The 23233-nt window shown below is 72.9% G+C and carries 18 protein-coding genes and 1 pseudogene; 13 read left to right on the forward strand and 6 right to left on the reverse strand.

Annotation, left to right across the window (positions count from 1 at the left end; all coding sequences use genetic code 11):
• Window positions 1-135: 135 nt before the first annotated feature.
• Window positions 136-885, reverse strand: a complete 750-nt coding sequence (locus tag ACIQGV_RS17955; protein ID WP_402495758.1) for a hypothetical protein — start codon at window positions 883-885, stop codon at window positions 136-138.
• Window positions 886-1008: 123 nt separating this feature from the next.
• Here ACIQGV_RS17955 and ACIQGV_RS17960 point away from each other — a divergent pair, with 123 nt between their 5' ends.
• The 6 genes from ACIQGV_RS17960 to ACIQGV_RS17985 all read left to right on the forward strand — a co-directional run bounded on the left by ACIQGV_RS17960 (window position 1009) and on the right by ACIQGV_RS17985 (window position 7470).
• On the forward strand, window positions 1009-2220 hold the full coding sequence (locus ACIQGV_RS17960; protein WP_402495760.1) for a pyridoxal phosphate-dependent aminotransferase: 1212 nt from the start codon (window positions 1009-1011) through the stop codon (window positions 2218-2220).
• 87 nt (window positions 2221-2307) lie between these two features.
• Entirely contained in the window at window positions 2308-2712 is a 405-nt protein-coding gene (locus ACIQGV_RS17965; protein WP_402495762.1) for a hypothetical protein, read from the forward strand.
• 382 nt (window positions 2713-3094) lie between these two features.
• Window positions 3095-4189, forward strand: coding sequence for a substrate-binding domain-containing protein (locus ACIQGV_RS17970; protein ID WP_402495764.1), 1095 nt, complete (start codon window positions 3095-3097; stop codon window positions 4187-4189).
• Window positions 4186-5355 carry a toxic anion resistance protein gene (locus ACIQGV_RS17975; RefSeq protein WP_402495767.1) on the forward strand — a complete coding sequence of 390 codons (1170 nt, stop codon included), beginning with the start codon at window positions 4186-4188 and terminating at the stop codon, window positions 5353-5355. Before ACIQGV_RS17970 ends, ACIQGV_RS17975 begins: the two co-directional genes overlap by 4 nt.
• Complete coding sequence (locus ACIQGV_RS17980) at window positions 5352-6884, forward strand: substrate-binding domain-containing protein (RefSeq protein WP_402495769.1); 1533 nt, start codon at window positions 5352-5354, stop codon at window positions 6882-6884. Before ACIQGV_RS17975 ends, ACIQGV_RS17980 begins: the two co-directional genes overlap by 4 nt.
• A complete protein-coding gene (locus tag ACIQGV_RS17985) occupies window positions 6871-7470 on the forward strand; it encodes a hypothetical protein (RefSeq protein WP_402495771.1) in 600 nt (199 codons plus the stop codon). Before ACIQGV_RS17980 ends, ACIQGV_RS17985 begins: the two co-directional genes overlap by 14 nt.
• A gap of 3 nt (window positions 7471-7473) precedes the next feature.
• On the opposite strand, the gene ACIQGV_RS17990 is transcribed toward ACIQGV_RS17985, so the two are convergent.
• Window positions 7474-9513: a calcium-binding protein gene (locus ACIQGV_RS17990; protein ID WP_402495774.1), complete on the reverse strand. Its 2040-nt coding sequence runs from the start codon at window positions 9511-9513 to the stop codon at window positions 7474-7476.
• A gap of 225 nt (window positions 9514-9738) precedes the next feature.
• The gene (locus ACIQGV_RS17995) at window positions 9739-11562 is read right to left on the reverse strand and encodes a phosphoenolpyruvate carboxykinase (GTP) (protein ID WP_402495777.1); all 1824 of its coding nucleotides are present in this window, start codon (window positions 11560-11562) and stop codon (window positions 9739-9741) included.
• Between the two features lie 353 nt (window positions 11563-11915).
• On the opposite strand from ACIQGV_RS17995, the gene ACIQGV_RS18000 reads away from it, so the two are divergent.
• The 4 genes and pseudogenes from ACIQGV_RS18000 to ACIQGV_RS18015 all read left to right on the forward strand — a co-directional run bounded on the left by ACIQGV_RS18000 (window position 11916) and on the right by ACIQGV_RS18015 (window position 14968).
• Window positions 11916-12626, forward strand: a complete 711-nt coding sequence (locus tag ACIQGV_RS18000; protein ID WP_402495779.1) for a hemolysin III family protein — start codon at window positions 11916-11918, stop codon at window positions 12624-12626.
• A gap of 122 nt (window positions 12627-12748) precedes the next feature.
• Window positions 12749-13567 (forward strand): annotated as a pseudogene (locus tag ACIQGV_RS18005) (MFS transporter).
• Window positions 13564-14202, forward strand: coding sequence for a TetR/AcrR family transcriptional regulator (locus ACIQGV_RS18010; RefSeq protein ID WP_402495781.1), 639 nt, complete (start codon window positions 13564-13566; stop codon window positions 14200-14202). The pseudogene ACIQGV_RS18005 and the gene ACIQGV_RS18010 overlap by 4 nt, the downstream one beginning before the upstream one ends.
• Before the next feature lie 34 nt (window positions 14203-14236).
• A complete protein-coding gene (locus tag ACIQGV_RS18015) occupies window positions 14237-14968 on the forward strand; it encodes a Mut7-C RNAse domain-containing protein (RefSeq protein WP_402495784.1) in 732 nt (243 codons plus the stop codon).
• Window positions 14969-15049: 81 nt separating this feature from the next.
• Here the strand turns inward: ACIQGV_RS18015 and ACIQGV_RS18020 are convergent, their stop codons facing one another.
• Window positions 15050-17080 (reverse strand): thioredoxin domain-containing protein, encoded by a 2031-nt coding sequence (locus tag ACIQGV_RS18020; protein ID WP_402495787.1) that lies wholly within the window; start codon window positions 17078-17080, stop codon window positions 15050-15052.
• A gap of 314 nt (window positions 17081-17394) precedes the next feature.
• Between ACIQGV_RS18020 and ACIQGV_RS18025 the strand changes: the two genes are divergently transcribed.
• A complete protein-coding gene (locus ACIQGV_RS18025) occupies window positions 17395-20616 on the forward strand; it encodes a tetratricopeptide repeat protein (protein ID WP_402495789.1) in 3222 nt (1073 codons plus the stop codon).
• A gap of 151 nt (window positions 20617-20767) precedes the next feature.
• Here the strand turns inward: ACIQGV_RS18025 and ACIQGV_RS18030 are convergent, their stop codons facing one another.
• Complete coding sequence (locus tag ACIQGV_RS18030; protein WP_402495792.1) at window positions 20768-21007, reverse strand: hypothetical protein; 240 nt, start codon at window positions 21005-21007, stop codon at window positions 20768-20770.
• A gap of 1 nt (window position 21008) precedes the next feature.
• A complete protein-coding gene (gene mca, locus ACIQGV_RS18035; RefSeq protein WP_402495795.1) occupies window positions 21009-21890 on the reverse strand; it encodes a mycothiol conjugate amidase Mca in 882 nt (293 codons plus the stop codon).
• 146 nt (window positions 21891-22036) lie between these two features.
• Here mca and ACIQGV_RS18040 point away from each other — a divergent pair, with 146 nt between their 5' ends.
• Window positions 22037-22435 carry a DUF4307 domain-containing protein gene (locus ACIQGV_RS18040; protein ID WP_402495799.1) on the forward strand — a complete coding sequence of 133 codons (399 nt, stop codon included), beginning with the start codon at window positions 22037-22039 and terminating at the stop codon, window positions 22433-22435.
• A 187-nt stretch (window positions 22436-22622) separates the two neighbouring features.
• On the forward strand, window positions 22623-23123 hold the full coding sequence (gene greA, locus ACIQGV_RS18045) for a transcription elongation factor GreA (RefSeq protein WP_402495800.1): 501 nt from the start codon (window positions 22623-22625) through the stop codon (window positions 23121-23123).
• Window positions 23124-23233 lie beyond the last annotated feature (110 nt).

The following is a 23233-nucleotide window of genomic DNA, read 5'->3' on the forward strand; positions in this document are numbered from 1 at the left end:
TGAGGGGACAAGGAGGCGTTTCTGGCCCGAGTGGCCGAATGCGACTACAGGGGCCGGGGTCGCTCCGCGGACACGGGACACCGGGACCGCCCCCGCGGGGTGCCGGACCCTCCGGCGCCCCGCGGCCGGCGCCGTCTAACCCGATCCCTTGGGCCTGCCGTACCCGTGGCCCGGCTTGCCGCCGCCACCGTCCCCATCGCCCCAGTCGCCCCAGTCGCCCGGGGTGCTCGCCGGGGCCGTGGGCTCCGCGGGCGGGGCGGTGGTGGCCGGGACGGTGGGCCGCGGGGTCCCGGCGGGCGCCGCCGGGGCGGACGCGGCCGGGACCGGCGAGGAGGAAGCCGCCGAAGGGGAGACGGACGGCGGGCCGGACAGGGGGCGGGACCGCGGGTCGGACGCCGGGGAGCTCTCCGCGGCGGTGCCGTCCGCCTCGGGGACGGCGGAGCCCGCGGAGTCCGTGGCGTCCGGCGCGGTCGGGCCCGTGCGGTCGCGGCGGTCCGCCGGGCCGTCGTCCGAGGAGCCGCCGAGGGTGAACCCGGCGACGAGCGCGGTCAGGGACAGCACCCCGAGGGCACCGGCGGCGGCCATCCTGCGGTCGCGGCGGGCGGCGGCCCTGCGCGCACCGCGCCGGGCGGCGGCACGCCCCGCCGGGACGTCCGCGCCCTGCTCCGTCACCCGGGGCAGCTGCGCCGTCTCGTCGTAGGCGTTCTGCCAGCCGTGGGCGGCGGCCGGGTCGTGGTACGCGTCGTAGACGGGGGCGGATCCCGCCGCGTGCGGGTGGTACACGTTCGGCGGCACCCGGGGCGCCTCCTGCGCGCCGTACCCGCCCATGGCGTCACCGGCCGGATGTGGGTGCGTCTCGTGGCCGGATCGACGGTGCTCGGACATGGCCGCGCATTGTAGGGATTACGGCCGCCCGGCGACAGCCGAGGGCGATACCCTCCCAAACCATCCGTCTCACGTGTCGGAAAACACGGCCCGGGGAGCAATACCGGGCCGTAAGCTCCCTTCATGCAGGTGATCCAGTCGACCAAGCTCGCCAACGTCTGTTACGAGATCCGGGGTCCGGTTCTCGAGGAGGCCATGCGGCTGGAGGCGGCGGGGCACCGCATCCTCAAGCTGAACACCGGCAACCCGGCGGCCTTCGGTTTCGAGTGCCCGCCGGAGATCCTGGAGGACATCCTCCGCAACGTCTCCGGCGCCCACGGCTACGGCGACGCCAAGGGCCTGCTCGCCGCGCGGCGCGCGGTCGTCATGCACAACCAGACCCTCGGCATCGAGACGGACGTCGAGCACGTCTTCATCGGCAACGGCGTCTCCGAGCTGATCGTGATGGCGATGCAGGGCCTGCTGGACGACGGCGACGAGGTGCTGGTCCCGGCGCCGGACTACCCGCTGTGGACGGCGGCGGTGTCCCTGTCCGGCGGTACGGCCGTGCACTACCGCTGCGACGAGCAGTCCGACTGGATGCCGGACCTCGCCGACATCGAGCGCAAGGTCACCGACCGCACCAAGGCGATCGTGATCATCAACCCGAACAACCCGACCGGCGCCGTCTACGACCGGGCGATGGTCGAGGGCCTCACCGACATCGCCCGCCGCCACAACCTGCTGGTCTGCTCGGACGAGATCTACGACAAGATCCTCTACGACGGCGCCACCCACGTCCCCACGGCGTCCGTCGCGCCCGACCTGCTGACCCTGACGTTCAACGGCATGTCGAAGGCGTACCGGGTGGCCGGCTACCGGGTGGGCTGGATGTCGGTCTCGGGCCCGCGCGCCCACGCCGAGTCCTACATCGAGGGCCTGACGATCCTGGCGAACATGCGCCTGTGCGCGAACATGCCGGGACAGCACGGCGTGGTCGCCGCGCTCAGCGGACGGCAGTCGATCAACGACCTGGTCCTGCCCGGCGGACGTCTGAAGGAGCAGATGGACACCGCGCACGAGATGCTCACCCGGATCCCCGGCGTGACGTGCGTGAAGCCGAAGGGCGCGCTGTACCTCTTCCCGCGCCTGGATCCGAAGGTCTACAAGATCAAGGACGACCGGCAGATGGTCCTGGACCTGCTGCGCCGCGAGAAGATCATGGTCGTCCAGGGGACCGGCTTCAACTGGCCCGAGCCCGACCACTTCCGCGTCGTGACCCTGCCCACGACCCGCGACCTCCAGGACGCGATCGGCAGGATCGGCACCTTCCTGGACGGCTACGGCCAGCCGTGAGCCGGGCTCCGGGCCCTTTCCCGGGAACAGCTCAACTTTAGACTGGATCCAAGCTAGGATGGCTTCTGTCACCACAGGAGGCCATCCATGTACGAACCGATCCGTACCAAGTCGGTCCACACGGTGGCCGGCACGTCCTCGGACTTCCCCCACCGCTCGCGCGAGGAGGAGCTGGACATCCAGCTCTCGGGGCACCTCGGCGCGCTGCTCGCCGTCACCGACGAACTGCGCGCCCTGACCCCGTCCGCCGACCTGGACACGGCGGCGGCCCGGCTCGCCGAGCAGGTCGCGCGGCTGCGCGGCGGCCCGGTGCCGGTCCGCGCGGTCCCGGCCGCCACGGGCGGGGCCGGCGTCCTGCACCGGCGGGCCCACACCCTCGCGGGCCGGGCCCTGGTCGTCGCCGCGTCCCGCGCGGACACGGCCGTCGCGATCCTCGCGGCGGAGCGGATGGACGCCCACACCGAGGCCCTGCACGAGCCGGCCCTTCCCTGAGCCCTCCGGGGCTCCCCTCCACGGCCCCGGTCCGCGCGCACCCGCAGCGACGCGCGGACCGGGCGCCATGCACGGCGCCAGACCCGGGCGGACTCCCGCCGTGCGGCTCGCCGCCGGCGGATCTCCGCCGACCGCAGGCGGCTGCTCGCACGGTTCCCCGCGCCCCTTCGGACGTCCGCATCCCGTGGTGGCGACACCGTGCCGTTCGGGTCCTGGCACGTGTCGACCGCCGAGTTCCGCCGGTACGGCAGGGCGGGCGACGGGGACGGGCGCGGCTGAACTCCGGAGGGCAAGCGTCCGGTTGCATACCGGGATGGGGTCGACACCTCGCGTTCACCTGGGGCGGGCGGGAACTTGGAGTTCCGCGAGCAGTCTCCACCCCGTGAGACGAATCATGGGGATCGTCCTCGCGGTTCTGCTGGTCGGCGGTGTGGCGGTGGCCGTCGTCGCGGGGCAGGACGGTGAGGGCAGGGGCACGGCAACGAAGACCGTGCGCGCAGTGATCGGGTCGGAGAAGGCGGAGTTCTTCGCCGACCCGGAGGTGGTGAAGGTCCTGGCCGCCCGGGGCTACACCGTGAAGGCCGAGGCATCCGGCTCCTGGGCCATGGAAGGGCTGGACCTGAAGGGCTACGACCTCGCCTTTCCGTCCAGCAAGGCGCCCGCCGACGAGCTGGCCGAGAAGCACCGGGTGCGGCAGCCGCTGCCCCGGCCCTTCTACTCGCCCCTCGTCGTGGTCGCCCACCGCAGCGCCGCCACGGTGCTCGGCGCCAACGGCCTCGCCTCCCTCGACAAGGGCGGCGGCCGCGGTCTGCTGCGGATGAAGACCTACCTCGACGCGGCCGGGCACGACCGCACCTGGCAGCAGCTCGAAGGAGCCGGCCGGTACGGCGAGCTGAGCGGCACGCTCTACATCGCCAGCACCGACCCCGAGACCTCCAGCTCCGGCGCCCTCTACCTCGCCGCCGCCTCCTACGTCGCCCACGGCGGCCGGGTCGTCGCCGACGACCGCGCGCTCGACGCCACCGCCCCGCTGCTGCACAAGCTCGTCAGCGTGCAGGGGGCCCAGCAGTCCAGCTCCGACGCGGCGTTCCGGGACTTCGTCAGCGGGGTCGGCAACCCGCTGGTGCTGGTGTACGAGTCGCAGGTCGCCTCGCTGCTGCACGAGCAGCAGGACCCCGGCGATCTGGTCGTCCTCTACCCGGACACCACCGTCAACAGCGATCACACCGTCGTGCCGCTCACCGAGGACGGCCGGGCGGTCGGCGAGCTGCTCGGCAGCGACAAGGACCTGCGCCGTCTCGCGGTGAAGCACGGTTTCCGGCCGCAGGGCGCGGCCGCCGAGTTCACCGCGGCCGCCGGCGGCCGCTCCGCCCACCTCGACCGGCAGCTGACCGGCGTCCGGCAGGCGCCCGTGCCCACCTCCGCGGTGCTGCACGAGATGGCACGCCGGGCCCGGAGCCAGGGGGACAGCAGATGACCGACGACGACTTCACCCTCACCCTCACCCCGCCCGAGCCGGTCGCGGCCGTGCCCAGGCAGAAGGCCGGCGGGCTGGTGCCCGTCGAGGACGGCGTCCGCGACGACATGGCCCGCAGGGCCGCCGACTACGTCTCGGGGCTCGCCGCGCTCGACGCGCGCTCGCCCGAGTTCGCCGGCAAGGTCGGCGAGATCACGGCCCTGGGCGCCGGGGAGATGCGCACCGCGGCCGCGCAGTCCAACCGCATGCTGGAGCGGACCGTGCGCTCGCTGCCGGACAAGGGCGGGGACGCGTCGGCGAAGGTCGCCGGGTCCCTCGTCGAGCTGCGCCGCGTCGTCGAGGACCTCGACCCGCGCGATCTGCCCGCGGACAAGGGCCGCAGGTTCCTCTCCCGGCTGCCCGGCGGCAACAGGCTGCGCGACCACCTCGCCGAGTACGCCTCCGCGCAGGGCACCCTCAACAGGATCGTCGGCTCGCTGCGGGGCGGCCAGGACGAACTGCGCCGCGACAACGCCGCGCTGCAGACCGAGCGGGTGCGCCTGTGGGAGACCATGGGCAAGCTCCAGGAGTACGTCGTGCTGACCGAGTCCCTCGACACGGCGGTCGAGCAGCACATCGCCGCGGTCGGCGACCCCCAGGAGGCCGACTCGCTGCGCGCGGACGTGCTGTTCCCGGTCCGGCAGAAGCACCAGGACCTGCTGACCCAGCTCGCGGTGTGCGCCCAGGGCTACCTGGCGATGGACGTCGTACGGCGCAACAACGAGGAGCTGATCAAGGGTGTCGACCGGGCCGCCACGACGACCGTGTCGGCGCTGCGGATCTCCGTGATGCTGGCCTCCGCGCTCGACAACCAGAAGAAGGTCGTCGAGCAGGTCGACGCCCTGCGCGGCACCACCGAGGACCTGATCCGCACCAACGCCGAGATGCTGGCCACGCAGAGCGGGGAGATCCAGCGGATCGCCGCCGGTCCGGCCGTCGGCGCGGAGACCCTGCGGACCGCGTTCCAGCAGATCTACCGCACGCTCGACGCGATCGACACCTACAAGGTGCAGGCGACCGAGGCGATGGCGGCGACCGTGGAGAACCTCACCGCCGAACTCCGGCACGCGGGCTCGTACCTGGAGCGCAGCCGTTCGCAGAACGCGCTGGAAGGGGGCCTCGGATGAGACGCGCGCTCGCCGCCGCGCTCGCCGCCGCCCTGCTGACCGGCTGCACCGAGGGCGCGGACTCCCCCGCGGAGACCTCCGCGTACCGGCCCGGCACCCTGCGTGTCCTCGCCTCCAGCGAACTCGCCGACATGGAGCCGGTGCTGGAGCGGGTCCGCGAGGAGACCGGCATCACCGTGCGGCCCGCCTACATGGGCACGCTGGACGCCGTCGACCTGCTGGCCCGCGGGAGGGCGAAGGGGGCGTACGACGCGCTGTGGCTGTCGTCGAACGACTGTCTGCGGCTGCGCCCGGAAGCGGCCCGGGAGGTGGTCTCCGAGACACCGGTGATGTCCAGCCCGGTCGCCGTCGGCGTGCGCCCGGCCACCGTCGGGGAACTGGGCTGGAAGCCCGGGAACGTGACCTGGGCGCAGGTCGAGCGGGCCGTCGCCGAGGGGAAGCTCACCTACGGCATGACCGACCCGGCGCGCTCCCACTCCGGCTTCTCGACGCTGGTCTCGGTGGCCTCCGCGCTGTCCGGGGCGCAGTCCGCGCTGACGGACGCCGATGTCACGAAGGCCGCGCCCCGGCTGAAGGAGTTCTTCGGGGGGCAGAAGCTGACGTCGGGTTCCTCGGGCTGGCTGGCCACGGCCTACCGGCGGCGCGGGGACGTGGACGCCCTGCTCAACTACGAGTCCGTCCTGAAGGGCACCCCGGGCCTGACGGTGATCCGCCCGCGCGACGGCGTCGTCACCGCCGACTACCCGCTGTCCTCGCTGACGTCGTCGACGGCCGGGGCCCGCGAGGACGTGCGGCGGCTGGCCGAGGCGCTGCGCTCGCCGGAGCTCCAGCGCGAGATCACCGTCCGCACCCACCGCCGTCCGGTCGTGCCGGGGGTGGCCCCGGCGCCGGGCCTGGAGACGGACCGGCGGCGCGAACTGCCCTTCCCGGGGAGCCGGTCGGTCGCCGACGGACTGCTCGACTCCTACGAGAACGAACTGCGCCGGCCCTCGCGCACGGTGTACGTGCTGGACACCTCCGGTTCGATGGAGGGCGACCGGCTGGAGAGCCTGAAGAAGGCGCTGACCGGGCTCACCGGCGGCTTCCGGATGCGTGAGGAGGTCACGCTGATGCCGTTCGGGTCGGACGTGAAGAGCGTCCGCACGCATGTCGTCGATCCCGCCGACCCGGACAAGGGCATGGAGGCGATCCGCCGGGACACCGACGCGCTGGACGCCGACGGGGACACCGCGATCTTCACGTCGCTGCGGGAGGCGTACGAGCATCTGGGCGGCGGCCGGGACACGTTCACGTCGGTCGTGCTGATGACGGACGGCGAGAACACCACCGGTGCGACGGCCGGGGACTTCGACGCCTTCTACGCCGGACTGGACGACGAGCGGCGGGCGACGCCGGTGTTCCCGGTCCTCTTCGGCGACTCCGACCGCGGGGAGCTGGAGCACATCGCCGAGCTGACCGGCGGCCGTCTCTTCGACGGCCGGGAGGGCTCTCTGGACGGCGCCTTCGAGGAGATCCGTGGCTATCAGTGAGTATCTCGGCTCGCGGAAGAACATCGCCGGCAGCGTGTGCGGTCTGGCCGGGCTGGCGCTGACGTTCACCGGGCTGGCGGGCGCGTACTGGCCGGTCGTCGTGGCGGGGCTGTACGGGGCGGGGGCTCTGGTCGCGCCGCCGGAGCGGCCGGCGCTGCCGGACTTCCCCGATCCGTCGGCCCGGCTGGACGAGGTGCGTGAGGACTTCGGGAGGCTGGGCCGCTGTCTCGCGGACGTGGAGCTGCCGCCGGGTGCCGCGGGAAGCCTCGACGAGCTGACGGGGCTGCTGGCGGCGCTGCTGGAGCCGGGCTGGGTCGCGGAGGCGCTCGCCCGTGACCCCGAGGGCGTGCATGTGCTGTCGCGGATGGTGCGCCAGGACGTTCCGGAGGCCGTCGACACCTTCGTACGGGCCCGGTGGTGGCATCGGCTCGCTCCGGGCCAGGAGCCGCCCGAGCGGCATCTGGAGCGGCAGACGGGGCTGCTGCGGCGGGAGGCGGAGAAGCTGGCGGCGGACCTCGGGGAGACGGAGTCCCGCCGCCAGGAGACCCACACCCGGTATCTGGAGGACCGGGGCGGGGACCGGTGAGGGTCAGGGACAGCTGACGCGGGTGTCGCCGGTGTCGGTGGTGCAGGTGTCCGTGCCGGCGCCGCCGTTGGCGGTGTCGTTGGCGGAGATGCCGTCGACGGTGCTGAGGCGGTCGTTGCCGGAGTTGCCGAGCAGGATGTCGTTGCCGGTGCCGCCGTCGAGGGTGTCGTTGCCGGTGCCGCCGTCGAGCCGGTCGTTTCCGAAGCCGCCGTGGACGGCGTCGTTGCCGTTTCCTGCGCCGACCGTGTCGTCGCCGCCGAGGGAGCAGATCACATCGGCGCCGGAGGTGCCGGTGACGGTGTCGTTTCCGCTGGTGCCGATGCGGGTGCAGCCGCGGGCGTTGTCGACCGTGGTGTTCGCCGTGGCGGTGTTGTTCCCGGGGTTCGGGTCGGTCTGCGCGGTGGTGGCCGTGGCCCGGTCGGTGAGGGTGCCGGTGGCGCGGGGCTCGGCGGCGACCGTGACGGTGGCGGTGGCTCCGGGGGCGAGGGTGCCCAGGGCGCAGGAGGCGGCGGTGGCCGTGGTGGAACAGGTGCCCTGGGTGCTGGTCGCCGAGACGACCGAGACGGCGACGCCGGTGAGGGTGTCGGACACGGAGACGCCGGTGGCGGAGGCCGTCGTGCCGGTGTTGGTCACCCGCACCATGTAGGTGGCCCGGTCACCGATGCTGACGGCGGCGGGACCGGACTTCGTCACCGCCAGGTCGGTGGCGGCGGGCGGCGGCGGTGCGCTGCCGCCCTGGTGGCGGGACAGGGCGAAGTCGCTGTCCGGTCCGCCCTGTCCGGCGGCGACGATCCTGCCGTCGGACTGGAGGGCCACGCCGTGGGCGGCGTCGGAGCCGCCGAAGTCGGTGGTGACGGCACCGGCCGTGCCGAAGCCGCTGTCGGGGCTGCCGTCGGTGCCGAACCGGCGGAGCGAGAAGTCGCCGTTGCCGCCGGCGACGACGATCCGCCCGTCGCCGGGCTGGAGCACGACGTCCCGGGCGCCGCCGCCGGGGGTGAGGACCCGGCCGTCGCCGTCGAAGCCGGTGTCCGGGGTGCCGGAGGCGGTGTAGCGGGCCAGCGCGATCCGGTCGTTGCTGCTGCCGGCGGCGACGATCCTGCCGTCGGGCTGGACGGCCAGCGCCTCCACGGCGTCGTACGCGCCGAAGTCGGTGCGCTGGATGCCGTCGCCGCCGAAGCTCGTGTCGAGGGTGCCGTCGGCGGTGTAGCGCAAAAGGGCGAAGTCGAAGGCGGTGGTGCCCACCTCGCCCCCGACGACGATCCTGCCGTCGGGCTGGAGGGCCAGGGCGCGGCCGTCGCCGCCCTCCTCGGGCGACCCCGGTGACGGGTCGGTGGTCACCTTGCCGTCGCCGCCGCCGAAGCCCGTGTCCGGGGAGCCGTCGGCGTTGTAGCGGGCCACTCCGACCTCGCCGCCGGCGAAGCCCGCGGCCACGATCCTGCCGTCGGGCTGGACCGCCACGTCACGGGCCTCGTCAGGGCCTCCGAAGTCGGTGAACACCCGGCCGTCGCCGCCGCCGAAGCTCGTGTCCGGGGAGCCGTCGGTGTTGTAGCGGGCCACGGTGAACCAGCAGCAGTTCTCGTAGCCGCGCCAGCTGCTGCCCGCCACGACGATCCTGCCGTCGGGCTGGAGCGCGACGGCTTGCGCCTCGCTCCACTGGAGGTCCGGGTCCATGTTGTTGACGGCGGTGGTCACCGTGCCGTCGCCGCCGAAGGACGTGTCCGGGGTGCCGTCGGGGTGGTGGCGGGTGAGCGCGAAACGGCTCTCCGGCAGGGAGAGGTCGGCGGAGGACCCGACGGAGACGATCTTCCCGTCGGGCTGGACCGCCACATCGGCCGCCCGGTCGTCGTCGGCGATGCCGGTGAGCACCCTGCCGTCGCCGCTGAAGGCCGGATCCAGGTCGCCGGGTGCCGCGGCCGCGGTGCCCGGGAGGGTCACGACGAGGGCCAGGACGGTGGCCGCGACGGTCCCGGCGCGGGCCAGGAGACAGCGGCGGCGGCGTTCGCCGTGGGGACGCCGCGCCGGTCGTGCGTGAGGTGTGCGCATGGGCGACAGCGTTGCGCCGTTCGCACCCATGGGCGGCCGCCACGAGCGGTGTTGGCCTCACCGGACGCAGGTTTCCATCCCGGCGGGTGAGGGGGGCAGCACGGCCCCGCACGCCATTGTGCGGGGCCACGGTTCGTGACGATGTGCCGCCTCCCGCGGCCGGCCGTGACGATCACTGGTCAGGGCTCCCATCGGGGCCGGCCGCGGGGGATTGTGGGGTGGGTGTCAGCCCAGGCGCTCCACGAGCGCGCGGTACTGGTCCCACAGTTCCTTCGGCGTGTGGTCGCCGAAGGTGTTGAGGTGCTCGGGCACCAGGGCGGCCTCCTCGCGCCACACGTCCTTGTCGACGGTGAGCAGGAAGTCCAGGTCGGAGTCGGACAGTTCGAGGCCGTCGGTGTCGAGCGCGGCCTTGGTCGGCAGGACGCCGATCGGGGTCTCGACGCCCTCGGCCCTGCCGTCCAGGCGGTCGACGATCCACTTCAGGACGCGGGAGTTCTCGCCGAAGCCGGGCCAGACGAACTTGCCCTCGTCGTTCTTGCGGAACCAGTTGACGTAGTAGATCTTGGGCAGCTCGGACTGGTCCCTGCCCTTGGCCACGTCGACCCAGTGGCCCATGTAGTCGCCCATGTTGTAGCCGCAGAAGGGCAGCATGGCGAACGGGTCGCGGCGCAGCTCGCCGACCTTGCCCTCGGCGGCGGCGGTCTTCTCGGAGGCCACGTTGGCGCCGAGGAAGACGCCGTGGTTCCAGTCGAAGGACTCGGTCACCAGCGGCACGGCGGTGGCGCGGCGGCCGCCGAAGAGGATCGCGGAGATCGGCACGCCCTTGGGGTCCTCCCACTCGGGCGCGATGATCGGGCACTGCGAGGCCGGGACGGTGAAGCGGGCGTTGGGGTGGGCGGCCGGGGTGCCGGAGGCCGGCGTCCAGTCGTTGCCCTTCCAGTCCGTCAGATGGGCGGGCGTCTCCTCGGTCATGCCCTCCCACCAGATGTCGTTGTCGTCGGTGAGGGCGACGTTGGTGAAGACGGAGTTGCCCCAGAGGGTCTTCATCGCGTTGGCGTTGGTGTGCTCGCCGGTGCCGGGCGCGACGCCGAAGAAGCCGGCCTCGGGGTTGATGGCGTACAGGCGGCCGTCCTCGCCGAAGCGCATCCAGGCGATGTCGTCGCCGATGGTCTCGACGGTCCAGCCGGAGATCGTGGGCTCCAGCATGGCGAGGTTGGTCTTGCCGCAGGCGCTCGGGAAGGCGGCGGCGACGTACTTGGACTCGCCCTGCGGCGGGGTGAGCTTCAGGATGAGCATGTGCTCGGCGAGCCAGCCCTCGTCGCGGGCCATGACGGAGGCGATGCGCAGGGCGTAGCACTTCTTGCCGAGCAGGGCGTTGCCGCCGTAGCCGGAGCCGTAGGACCAGATCTCACGGGTCTCGGGGAAGTGCGAGATGTACTTGGTGCTGTTGCACGGCCACGGCACGTCCTGCTCGCCCTCCTCCAGGGGGGCGCCGAGGGTGTGGACGGCCTTGACGAAGAAGCCCTGGTCGCCGAGCTCGTCGAGGACGGGCTGTCCCATGCGGGTCATGGTGCGCATGGAGACGGCGACGTAGGCGGAGTCGGTGATCTCGACGCCGATCGCGGACAGCGGTGAACCGAGGGGGCCCATGCAGAAGGGCACGACGTACATGGTGCGGCCCTTCATCGAGCCGCGGAAGAGACCTTTCTCCCCCTGGAAGATCTCCCGCATCTCGGCGGGGGCCTTCCAGTGGTTGGTCGGGCCCGCGTCCTGCTCCTGCTCGGAGCAGATGAAGGTGCGGTCCTCGACACGCGCCACGTCGGTGGGGTCGGAGGCCGCGTAGTAGGAGTTCGGGCGCTTGACCGGGTCGAGCTTGCGGAAGGTGCCCTTGGCGACCAGTTCCTCGCTGAGACGCTCGTACTCGGCCTCGGATCCGTCGCACCAGACCACGTTGTCCGGCTGCGTCAGTTCGGCGATCTCGTTGACCCAGGTGACCAGTTCCTGGTGGTTGGTGGGGACGACGGAGGGAGCCGCGATGTCTCGCGCCACGATTGCTCCTAGGTGAGGGTTTTTTGTCCTGTCTGCCCCGTGGGGGCCGCGACCCGGATGCTTCGTAGCTGCTCATCCGGTGCCGACCGCACTCATTTGATCATCCGATGTTCGCGCCCATCTGTCCAGAGGGCCTCACAGGTGAGCGGAGTGAGGATCGCCACGTGTAACGGCGTTCTTTTGCGTCCCCATGGTGTTCACCGGAAAGTTCTTTGCCTTGACACGGCCGGAACCGCCGATGAGGCCCCCAACCTGCGGCGACCGGCCGGGGCTCGTGAGACGATGGCCACTCTTCGTCCGCCATCTCGCCACGCCGACCCGTAACTTACGGTCCCGTAGGTACGATGCGGCGTATGACTGCGTCCGCCACCGACGCGCCTCTGGACACGCCGGCCGCCGGCCGCGGTTCCGTCGCGCCGTCCCTGCATCCGATCAAGCCCAGGCTCCGAGGCTGGCTGCATCTCGGCATGTTCCCGGCCGTGCTCGTCGCGGGCCTGGTGCTCACCGCACTGGCGGACTCCCCGCGCGGCCGCCTCGCCTGCGGCATCTACGTCCTCACCGCCTGCCTGCTGTTCGGCGTGAGCGCGCTCTACCACCGGGGCGACTGGAGCCCGCGCATGGACGGCGTCCTGCGCAGGCTGGATCACGCCAACATCTTCCTGATCATCGCGGGCACCTACACCCCGCTCACCCTGCTGCTCCTGCCCGGCTCCAAGGGGCAGTGGCTGCTGTGGGGCATCTGGGCCGCGGCGGCGGCCGGGATCGTCTTCCGGGTGTTCTGGGTGGGCGCCCCGCGCTGGCTCTACACCCCCTGCTATCTCGCCATGGGCTGGGCGGCGGTGTTCTTCCTGCCCGACTTCATGCGGGCGGGCGGCATCGCGGTGCTCGTCCTGGTCGTCGTCGGCGGCCTGCTCTACAGCGCCGGCGGCGTGATCTACGGCATCAAGCGCCCGAACCCCTCGCCGCGCTGGTTCGGCTTCCACGAGGTGTTCCACTCCTTCACCCTCGCGGCGTTCGTCGTGCACTACGTCGGCATCTCGCTGGTGGCGTACCAGCACGCGTGACGCGCCCCGCCCCCTCCCGCCAGGCCACGGCTCATCGGAGCCGTGGCCTTTTCCGTGCGCCCGGAACCCCGGACACCCCTCAATATTGACAGCAACTATCTTTTGACAGCTACTTTCATTTCATGGTTGCTCTTCATCCACGCCGCTGGTGGGCCCTGGGCGCGCTGGTCGCGAGCATGCTCACGCTCGGCTTCGACATGACGATCCTCAATGTGGCGCTCCCGACGATGGCCGCCGGTCTCGGCGCCACGACCGGCGAGGCGCAGTGGACGGCGGACGCCTACGTCGTCGTCTTCGCGGCGCTGATGCTCCCCGCCGGACTGCTCGGCGACCGGTTCGGCCGGCGCCGCATGCTGATCACCGGGCTCGGGATCTTCCTCGCCGGATAGCTCCTCGGCGCCCTCGCCGACGACGTGCCCCGGGTGATCGCCGCCCGCGCGGTCATGGGCGTCGGCGGCGCGCTCGTCACCCGGTTCGGGGCACGGGGCGTGGTCGCCGCCGGCATGGCGGTCCTCGCCTTCGCCGCGCTCCTGGGCAGCCGTACGACGGTGGAGTCCGGCTACGGCTTCACCGCGCTGTGGCTCTCCCTGGCCGGAGCCGGCTTCGGACTCGCGGTCGCCCCCGCGATGTCCGGCGCCCTCGGCACCCTGCCCGCCGACCGGGCCGGCAGCGGGTCCGGGCTGCTGACGACACTGCGTCAGGTCGGCGCCGCGCTCGGCATCGCGCTGCTGGGCAGCCTGCTCGCCGACGAACTGGGCTCCGCGGGCCTGACGTCCTCCGACGGCAGCGCGTACGTCCACGGCATGGACCTGGCTCTGCTGGTCAACGGGGTCGTCGCGCTGCTCGCCGCGCTGCCGGCCGCGGCCCTCCTGCCGGGCAGGAGCGCCGAACGCGGCACCGGACCGGCCTTGGCCGCACCCCGCGACGATGCCCGACAATGACGTGCATGACGGCCGCACACAGCACCTCCCCCGCCGACCGCGCACAGCCGGGCCTGCGCGAGCGCAAGAAGATCAGGACCCGTGAGGCGATCCGCACGGCGACCTACGCGCTGATCGGCGAGCAGGGCTACGACGCCACCACGATCGACCAGATCGCCGAGCGGGCCGAGGTGTCCCCGTCGACCGTCTTCCGCTACTTCCCCACCAAGGAGGACATCGTCCTCACCGACGAGTACGACCCGGTGCTGCTGGAGGAACTGCGCGCCCGTCCCGCCGACGAGCCCTGGTCCGAGACCGTCCGGCACGTCATGCGGGAGGCCGTCCGCACCGGCGTGGAGCAGGACGAGGAGGTGGCGCGGCTGCGCACCCACCTCATGGTCCAGGTGCCCGCGGTGCGCTCGCGGATGATGGAGAGCATGTCGGTCACCGGCCGCATGCTCTGCACCGCCATCGGCGAGCGCACCGGCCGCGACCCCGACGGCCTGGAGGTCCGCGTCTACGCCATGTCGCTGGTCGGCGCGCTGATGGAGACCTCCCTGTACTGGGCGGAGAACGACCACCGGGACGACTTCACCGGCCTCGTCGACCGCGCCCTGGACGTCCTCGTCGACGGCCTGCCGCCGGTGAAACCCTGAGGATCCCGCGTGGCCCCCGTGCCATGCTGATCAGGTGAACGCACCCGAGATCCACGTCGAGATAGCGCCCGCACTCGCCCTGTTCGTGCCGCACGACCGGCGCCGCGGCACCACCGCCCTGCGCACCGACGGGGTCTCGACGCTCGGTCATGTCGTCGAGTCCCTCGGGGTGCCGCTCACCGAGGTCGGCGCACTCGTCGTCGACGGCCGCGACACCCCGGTCGCGCACATCCCGAAGGACGGGGAGACGGTGAGTGTCCGCCCGGTCGCCCGTCCCCAGCAGGTCCCGGGCGCTCCCCTGCGGTTCCTGCTCGACGTGCACCTCGGCACTCTCGCCCGCCGGCTGCGGCTGCTCGGTGTGGACACCGCGTACGAGTCGACGGACATCGGCGACCCGGCGCTGGCCTCCCGCTCGGCCGCCGAACGGCGGGTCATGCTCAGCCGGGACCGCGGTCTGCTGCGCCGCCGGGAACTGTGGGCCGGCGCCTACATCTACAGCACCCGCCCCGAGGACCAGCTCCAGGACGTCCTCGACCGGTTCGACCCCGAGCTGCGCCCCTGGACCCGCTGCACCGCCTGCAACGGCCCGCTGCGGCAGGCGACCAAGGAGGAACTGGCCGACCGCCTGGAGCAGGGCACACGCCGGACGTACGACGTGTTCGCGCAGTGCCGTGACTGCGGCCGCGCCTACTGGAAGGGCGCCCACCACGACCAGCTGGAGGCGATCGTGGAGGGTGCGCTGAGCCTGCGGCCCCGACGGGGCTGAGCGGCGGGGCGGCCCGCCGCCGCGCCCGGCGGCCCCGGAGAGAGCTTCTCCCGCGGGGCGGCCCGCCGGTGCCCGGCGGTCTCAGGGGGTGAGCTTCTCCCGCAGGGCCGTCTCGTCGGTCACCGGCAGGTCGCAGACGAAGCCGCGGCAGACGTACGCCGTCGAAACGCCCCCCACCAGCGTGCGGTCGGCCAGCAGCGGGAACTCCTCGCCGCCGGGCGGGCCGTACGCCACCACGGCGCCCGGCGCGGTGGACAGCAGGGCGGCGCGGTGCAGGGCCCGGGCGGCCGGGTCGTCGAGCGCGGGCCCGACCACCGCGACCTCGCGCGGCCCGTCCAGCAGGGCCTCCGCGACCGCGAGGCCCCAGCCGGTGAACCGCGGCACCCGCGGCCCGAGCGCCTTCACCACGCCCAGCGCCCGCTCGGCGGCGGCCCGGTGCGGCTCGGCCCCGGTGTGCGCGGCGTAGGACAGCAGGGCGCCCGCGGCGGCGGTCCAGCCGGAGGGGGCCGCGTTGTCGGTGGGGTCCTGCGGCCTGCGGATCAGCCGCTCGGCGTCCACGGCCGTGTCGTACAGCGCCCCCGACTCCGGGTCGACGAACCGGGTCAGCACGTGGTCCAGCAGCAGCCCGGCGAAGTCCAGCCAGACGCCCTCACCGGTCACCGAGGCCAGCGCCAGGAAGCCCTCGGCCACGTCGGCGTAGTCCTCCAGCACACCGGCGTTCGCGCCGACCCGGCCGTCCTTGCTGGTCCGGGCGAGGCGGCCCTGGTCGTCCAGGTGGACCCGTACGAGCAGGTCGGCGGCGGCCACCGCCGCGTCCACCAGGTCCGGCCGGCCGAAGCAGGCGCCGGTCTCGGCGAGCGCGGCGATCACGAGCCCGTTCCAGGCGGCGACGATCTTGTCGTCCCGGCCCGGGGCGGCGCGTCCCGCGCGGGCCGCGAGCAGCCGCTCCTTGACCGAGGCGAGGCGCTCCGCGTCGAAGACGCCTTCCTGCTGCGGCAGTTGCAGCACGGAGGCGCCCTCCTCGAAGGTGCCCTCCTCGGTGACACCGAAGTACTGCGCGGCGAGCGCGGCGTCGTCCTGGAGCACCTCGCGCAGCTGCGCGGGCGTCCACACGTAGTACGCGCCCTCGACGTGCCTGCCGGTGCCGTCGTCGCTGTCGGCGTCGAGAGCCGAGGCGAACCCGCCCTCGGGCGTGCGCAGTTCGCGCACCAGGAAGTCCGCGGTCTCCAGCGCGACCCGCCGCGCGAGCCCGGAGCCGGTGGCCCGCCACAGATGGGTGTAGACACGGCAGAGCAGGGCGTTGTCGTAGAGCATCTTCTCGAAGTGCGGCACGATCCAGTCCCGGTCGACCGAGTACCGCGCGAAGCCGCCGCCGAGCTGGTCGTAGATGCCGCCCCGCGCCATCCGCTCACAGGTGTCCTGCGCCATCTGGAGGGCGCCCTGCGCACCGGTCCGCGCGTGGTGGCGCAGCAGGAACTCCAGCACCATGGACGGCGGGAACTTCGGCGCGCCGCCGAACCCGCCGCGCTGCGGGTCGTACTCCCGGGTCAGCCCCAGCAGCGCCTGCGCCTGCTCCTGCTCGCCGGGCGCCTCGGTGCCGCCCTGGGCGAACTCCCGCCCGGCCAGGTCCCGCACGATCTTCCCGGCGACCTCGGCGACCTCGTCCCGCCGCTCCGACCACGCCTGCCGCACCCCCTCCAGCACCTGCCGGAAGGACGGCATCCCGTGCCGGGGGGCCGGCGGGAAGTACGTACCGAAGTAGAACGGCTCCCCCTCGGCCGTCAGGAACACCGTCATCGGCCAGCCGCCCTGCCCGGTCGCCGCCTGCACGGCCTCCATGTAGACGGCGTCGACGTCGGGCCGCTCCTCGCGGTCGACCTTCACGCTCACGAAGTGCTCGTTGAGGTAGTCGGCGGTCTCCTGGTCCTCGAAGGACTCGTGGGCCATCACATGGCACCAGTGACAGCTGGAGTAGCCGACGCTGAGCAGCACGGGTCTCCCGCTGCTGCGCGCCTCCTCGAACGCCTCGTCCGACCAGGGCCACCAGTCGACGGGGTTGTCGGCGTGCTGGAGGAGATAGGGCGACGTCTCTTGGGCCAGTCGGTTCGGCATGGGTCCATCCTGCCCCAGCGGCCGCGCACCGGGGGCCAGGTGGCCGCACCGCCGCGGCCTCACGTCGTACCGCCCCGGCGGGCGGCGCGCGCCGCCCGCCGCCGTCGTCCGCGGGCCCGGTCCGCCTGCCACGACCGTGAGCCGATTTCGCCGGCGGACACGGCGGCCGCACCGCCGGCCGGTCGCGCGAACGTTTCTTTTCGGCCGGCTCACGGGCCCGCCAAGGACTCCGGAGAACGATCGCCCCCTCGCCCCGGCGGTCCGTCCGCAGCACACTTGGGCCGACAGCGGGTGCTTCCGGAGGGGGACATGACATGAGGGACGGTCATCGGGCGGAGGCCGAGCGGCTGTTGGCGCGGGCCGTCGAGGAGGAGGTCCGCCGCTCGGGCGGCCGCAGCGACGGGAAGGTGCTGCTGGCACGGGCGCGGGCCGCGCTGGACGAGATGGCGGGCGCGGCGGCCGAGGAGTACACGGCGTACACACGGGCGCTGGAGGAGTCCGAGGCCGGCCGGCTCACCTTCGGGCAGCGGTACGCACGGGAGGGCGGCGGGACTCCGCTGCTGGTGGCGGCCGTCGCGGCGGGCGCGGCCGTGGTGGCGGACCTGGCGCTCGGCACCGGCGGCGGCACCGCGCTCGGCGCGGGCGCGGCGGTCGGGGTGGTCGGGGCGGCGGCGACCGTGGTGAAGGTGGCCGGTTCCCATCTGCCGGCCGCGCACCGGCAGGCGGGTGCCCTCGGCCAGCCCGGCGGGCCCGAGCAGCTGCGGCTCCAGTGGCTGACCGCGCTGGAGGTGCGCGGGATCCGGCCGTTCCTCGACCAGCAGCGGGTGCTGGCGGCGTCCACCGGTCCGGCGAAGGCCGGGCCCAAGCTGCTCGGCGCCGACAAGAGCGCGGCGGCCCGGGGCCGCAGTGTGCTGGAGCAGTCGTTCGGGCAGCTGCCGGAGCCCTCGGGGCCGTTCGCGGGCCGCCGGCAGCAGCTGGCGCAGATCCGGCAGTGGGTGCAGGCGGCCCGCGCGAACACCAGCACCCGGCCGACCGTCGTCGTGCTCCACGGGGCCTCCGGCAGCGGCCGTACGACCCTGGCGGTCAGAGCCGCGCACGATCTGCGGGACCAGTTCCGCGGGGCCTGTCTGGTGGACCTGCGCGGCGACACCGCGGAGGAGCCTCCGCTGCCCACCCGGGACGCTCTGCTGCATCTGCTGAACCGGCTGGGCGCGCCCCGCGAGCAGCTGCTGTTCCGGGAGCGGTCGTCCGCGGATCAGCAGGTCAAGCGGCTGAGCGAGCTGTACCACCAGCATCTGACAGGCGTGCCCGTCACCGTCGTCCTCGACGACGCCTCCGATCCGGAGCAGGTCCGCACCCTCGTGCCGGAACGTTCCGACAGCCTCGTCCTGGTCACCTCGCGGCATCCGCTGGAGCTGCCCGCGGACATCCCGGCGTGGGTGCATCGGCTGCCGGTGGAGCCGCTGGAGGCGGAGGGCGTGGAGGAGCTGCTGCGGACGGGCGCCGCGGCCTCCCCCGCGGACGGCCCCGACGCGGACGTCCCCGACACGGAGACGGCCGAGCGGATCCGGGTGCTGTGCGGCGGGCTGCCGCTGGCCCTGCGGATCGCGGGCTCGTCGCCGGGCACACGCTCCCCGGAGGCGCTGGCCGCCGGCCTGGGGGCGTACGGGCCCGTCGAGCCGGTCGAGCGGGCACTGTGGCTGCGCTACACCGACCAGCCGGAGACCGCCCGGCGGCTGCTGCGGCGGCTCGCGCTGGCCGGGCGGGCCTCGCTCGGCGCCGCCGCCGCCGCGTCGCTGCTCGCGACGGACGAGCCGGAGGCGACCCGGCATCTGACGGCGCTGTCCCGGGCCGGCCTGATCGACCACGTCCGCGGCAGCCGCTACCGCCTGCACGACCTGGTACGGGCCTTCGCCCACGCCCGGCTGCTCGACGAGGAGGACCCGGCCGAGCGCACCGCGGCCCAGGAACGGCTGATCGTGAACTACGCCGACCTGGCGGACTCGGTGCTGCGCCTGGTCGACGGCAACATGTCGACCCGCTCGGACCGCTTCGGACCGCACGGCTTCACCTCGCTGGACGAGGCGCTGCGCTGGCTGGACGACGAGTCCAGCTTCATCACCTCCACGCTCCGGCACGCCGAGGGCGTGGACCAGGGAGCCGTGCTGAACCTGCTGGGCGCGCTGTGCGACTACTGCCTGCTGCGCGGCGACCTGTACCGGCTGGGCGAGATCAGCGAACTGGCGCAGGCCGTGGACCAGGGGCTGCTGATGCGCTCCGTGCAGTGGCGCACGGGCATCGCCGCCCGGCAGCTCGGCGAACTGGACCGGGCGCGCACGACCCTGGCGTCGGTGGTCGACCTGTACCGCGAGGCGCACCACGACGCGGGCGCGGCCCGCGCCCTGTGCTCGCTCGGCATCACCCTGCACCATCAGGGCAACCTGACGGAGGCATCGGCGAAGCTGCGCGAGGCCCTGGATCTCCAGGCCGCGCCCCAGCTGGCCGTCGACCGGGCCTGGACCATGCACGCGCTGGCCGCGGTGGAGCGCGACCGCGCGCATCTGGCCGAGGCGCTGGACCTGCTGAACCGGTCGCTGGAGCTGCACCGCGCGGGCGAGTCCGTGCACGGCGAGGCATGGGCCCACTACCAGCTCGGCCAGCTCCGGCTGCGGCTGGGCGAGGTACCGGGCGCGGAGTCGGAGCTGCGGTCGGCACTGGAGCTCTACGGCCGCACACGCGACGCCCGGGGCGGGGCGTGGGCGCTGACCCAGCTGGCACGGGCCCGGCTGGTGGCGGGCGACGCCTCCGAGGCGGTGGACGGACTGCGGCGGGCGCAGGCGCTGCACCGGGAGAACGAGGACGCCCGCGGTGAGGCGTGGACGCTGTACCACCTCGGGCAGGCGCTGGAGGAGTCGGGCGACCTGGACCGGGCGGTGCGGTCGCTGGAACGGTCCCGCACGATGTTCTCCCGTATGCGGGACGTCTACGGCCTGGCCTGCGCCCGGCACCATTCGGCGCGGGTGACCCGCGACCAGCGGGCCGCGCAGACGGGGTCCCTGCGCAACTCGGGCTTCGCCCGCCAGCTGCTGGTCGACGCCCGTGCCGACTTCCAGCGGATCGGCGTCGCCCACGGCGAGGCGTGGACCTGCCTGGAGCTGGCGGTCGTGGACGCGGGCAACGCCCGCACCGCGCAGGCGCTCGCCCTGTGCGACGAGGCGATCGGTCTCTTCGCCGGGTACGGCGACCGCCGCGGCGAGGACTGGGCCCGCTTCCTGCGCTGCACCCTGCTGCCCTACGCGGCCCCCGGCGGGGTGGAGGTGGGCACGGCGGTGGCCCAGGAGGAGCTGGCCCAGCTGGCCCGCACCGCGCATCCGCTGCGCGACGACAAGCTAGGCGACTTCCTGGAGGCGTTCCAGCTGCTCCTGGAACGCGGCGTCACCCTGGAGGCGGGCTGGCAGGCATGGCGTCTGCGCATGGTCCCGGACCGCCACGCCCGGGAGGTGATGGGGGTGGCGACAGCGGAAGCGACGTCCTGAGAGCGGGCGTCCGCGCGCCGCGGCGCGACGGCCGGGCGGACAGCGCACGGGGCGACCCGGGGAGGGCCTGCGGGAAGTGGCCGCAGGCCCTCCCCGGGCCGCCGGGCCGCGCGTCGGTGCCGCCGGGCCGCGCCTGTGCCGCCGGAGCGGCTCAGCCCTTGGCGGACGCGGCCTTCCCCGGACCGGAGGCGGCGGCCTTGTCCTGGTCCGTGTCCGGGGTCTCCTCGAAGTCGACCTTGCCCATGTGGCGGTTCATCGACTTCATCAGACCCCACACGGCCAGGGCCATCACCGCGAACACGATGAAGCCGAGGACGCCGGGGGTCACCTTGTCCTTGTCGAGTTCCTTGGCGAGGGGGACGAGGTGGGTCAGTGCCAGGCTTGCGCTCATGTCAGGCATTGTCGCGGATGCCCGCGAAGAGGTCGTCCTCGGGGAGGGAGGTGTCCACGAGCGACTTCGCGAGCTCGTACTCCTCCGTCGGCCAGACCTCCTTCTGGACGTCCATCGGCACCCGGAACCAGCCGCCGTCGGGGTCGATCTGCGTCGCGTGCGCGATGAGCGCCTTGTCGCGGATCTCGAAGTAGTCGGCGCAGGGGATGTGCGTGGTCAGGGTGCGGTCCTTGTGGCCCGAGTCGTCCCAGCGCTTGAGCCACTCGGCGTAGGGGGAGTCCAGTCCGCGGTCGAGCATCGCCTGGTGCAGCGCCATGGTCCGGGGCCGGTTGAAGCCCTGGTTGTAGTACAGCTTCTGCGGCTGGAACACCGGGCCGAACTCGTCCTCGGGGTACCTCACCGCGTCCGCCGCGCCCTCGAACGCCACCATCGAGATCTTGTGGGTCATGATGTGGTCGGGGTGCGGATAGCCGCCGTTCTCGTCGTAGGTGGTGATCACCTGCGGGCGGAAGGCACGGATCTTGCGCACCAGCTCACCGGCCGCGGTGTTCACGTCCTCCAGGGCGAAGCAGCCCTCCGGCAGCGGCGGCAGCGGGTCGCCCTCTGGCAGGCCGGAGTCGACGAAGCCGAGCCACTCCTGGTCGACGCCGAGGATCTCGCGGGCCTCGTCCATCTCCTTCTTGCGCACCTCGTGGATGTGCTCCTCGATGTACGTGTCGCCCTGCAGCTTCGGGTTGAGGATGGACCCGCGCTCCCCGCCCGTGCAGGTCACCACCAGCACGTCCACCCCCTCGGACACGTACTTGGCCATGGTGGCCGCGCCCTTGCTCGACTCGTCGTCGGGGTGGGCGTGCACGGCCATCAGTCGCAGCTGGTCAGTCAAGACTCAATCCTCAAGTCGAATCGGCGCCCGGCGTGACCGGGCGCGAACGGCGGCTTCTATAGTGACCGAATCGGGGGGCGAATAATTCCGGCTCCGGACCGGAGCCCCTTTCGGGACCTCCGTCCCGCACTGCCGAGAGGACGATCATGAGTACGGCGAGTACGCGACTGCCCGAGGGCCGTTACGGCCGTTCCTCGGACGAGCGCACCGACCGCACGCTCAAGGTCGTCGGCGCGGTGCTCGGCGGCGTTCTGCTCGCCGTGGTGGGCTGGTTCGGCTACCACCATGTGGCGGGCACCGACATCAGCGCCGAGGTGATCAGCTTCCAGACCGGGAGCGACCGGGTCGCCGTGCATCTGGAGGTCCGCAAGGATTCCGGTACCAGCGGCTACTGCACCGTGCGCTCGCAGGCCGAGAACGGTGCCGAGGTGGGGCGGGCGGACTTCCGTTTCGAGGGTTCCGGCACCCGGATCGACGAGGTCGTCACCCTCCGTACGACGGCCCGCGGCACCACCGCCGAGCTGGTCGGCTGCCACGAGGACTGACGTCAACCGGGGGCTGCCCCAGCCCTTCGGAATATGCGGCGCTGACCTGCGTTGAAGGGATTTTAGTGACTTATGTCCTCCCCCTTCCGCCCCTGAATTGTTAGGCTCGTGGTTTCGCCCACTCCTGAAGGAACATTCTTCTGGGTAGGGCGATGCTTTGTATTCCCAGTACCGACGAGGAGCACCTGTGACCCAGACCAGCGAGAACGTCACCTGGCTGACCCAGGAGGCGTACAACAAGCTCAAGGGCGAGCTTGAGCACCTTACTGGTCCTGCTCGCACGGAGATCGCCGCCAAGATCGCCGCTGCGCGCGAGGAGGGCGACCTGCGCGAGAACGGCGGGTACCACGCGGCCAAGGAGGAGCAGGGCAAGCAGGAGCTCCGTGTGCGCCAGCTGACCCAGCTCCTGGAGAACGCCAAGGTGGGCGAGGCCCCGGTTTCGGCGGACGGCGCGGTGGCCCCCGGCATGGTCGTGACGATCGCCTTCGACGGTGACGAGGACGACACGCTGAGCTTCCTGCTCGCCTCCCGCGAGTACGCGAGCTCCGACATCGAGACCTACTCGCCCCAGTCGCCGCTCGGCTCCGGCGTCATCGGCCACAAGGTCGGCGAGGACGCCGAGTACGAGCTGCCCAACGGCAGGAAGGCGTCCGTGCGCATCCTCAAGGCCGTGCCGTACCAGAGCTGAGCCCGTCCCCCGTTTTTCCGGCGAAGCCCCCGGCGCCCTCCCGGCACCGGGGGCTTCGTCGTCCCTCGGGAGCTTCGCCGCCTTCGGGACGGCCCGGCACGGCCGGCGCC

It is taken from the genome of Streptomyces sp. NPDC093094 (genome assembly GCF_044754345.1).
GTDB lineage: Bacteria > Actinomycetota > Actinomycetes > Streptomycetales > Streptomycetaceae > Streptomyces.

Bases quoted from the DNA above. Each gene is read 5' to 3' on its own strand.
- ACIQGV_RS17960 (WP_402495760.1), top strand. From the start codon at position 1,009: ATGCAGGTGATCCAGTCGACCAAGCTCGCCAACGTCTGTTACGAGATC.
- ACIQGV_RS17955 (WP_402495758.1), bottom strand. From the start codon at position 885: ATGTCCGAGCACCGTCGATCCGGCCACGAGACGCACCCACATCCGGCC.
- ACIQGV_RS17990 (WP_402495774.1), bottom strand. From the start codon at position 9,513: ATGCGCACACCTCACGCACGACCGGCGCGGCGTCCCCACGGCGAACGC.
- ACIQGV_RS17975 (WP_402495767.1), top strand. From the start codon at position 4,186: ATGACCGACGACGACTTCACCCTCACCCTCACCCCGCCCGAGCCGGTC.
- ACIQGV_RS18020 (WP_402495787.1), bottom strand. From the start codon at position 17,080: ATGCCGAACCGACTGGCCCAAGAGACGTCGCCCTATCTCCTCCAGCAC.
- ACIQGV_RS18030 (WP_402495792.1), bottom strand. From the start codon at position 21,007: ATGAGCGCAAGCCTGGCACTGACCCACCTCGTCCCCCTCGCCAAGGAA.
- ACIQGV_RS18000 (WP_402495779.1), top strand. From the start codon at position 11,916: ATGACTGCGTCCGCCACCGACGCGCCTCTGGACACGCCGGCCGCCGGC.
- ACIQGV_RS18040 (WP_402495799.1), top strand. From the start codon at position 22,037: ATGAGTACGGCGAGTACGCGACTGCCCGAGGGCCGTTACGGCCGTTCC.
- ACIQGV_RS18010 (WP_402495781.1), top strand. From the start codon at position 13,564: ATGACGTGCATGACGGCCGCACACAGCACCTCCCCCGCCGACCGCGCA.
- ACIQGV_RS17980 (WP_402495769.1), top strand. From the start codon at position 5,352: ATGAGACGCGCGCTCGCCGCCGCGCTCGCCGCCGCCCTGCTGACCGGC.
- ACIQGV_RS17965 (WP_402495762.1), top strand. From the start codon at position 2,308: ATGTACGAACCGATCCGTACCAAGTCGGTCCACACGGTGGCCGGCACG.
- ACIQGV_RS18025 (WP_402495789.1), top strand. From the start codon at position 17,395: ATGAGGGACGGTCATCGGGCGGAGGCCGAGCGGCTGTTGGCGCGGGCC.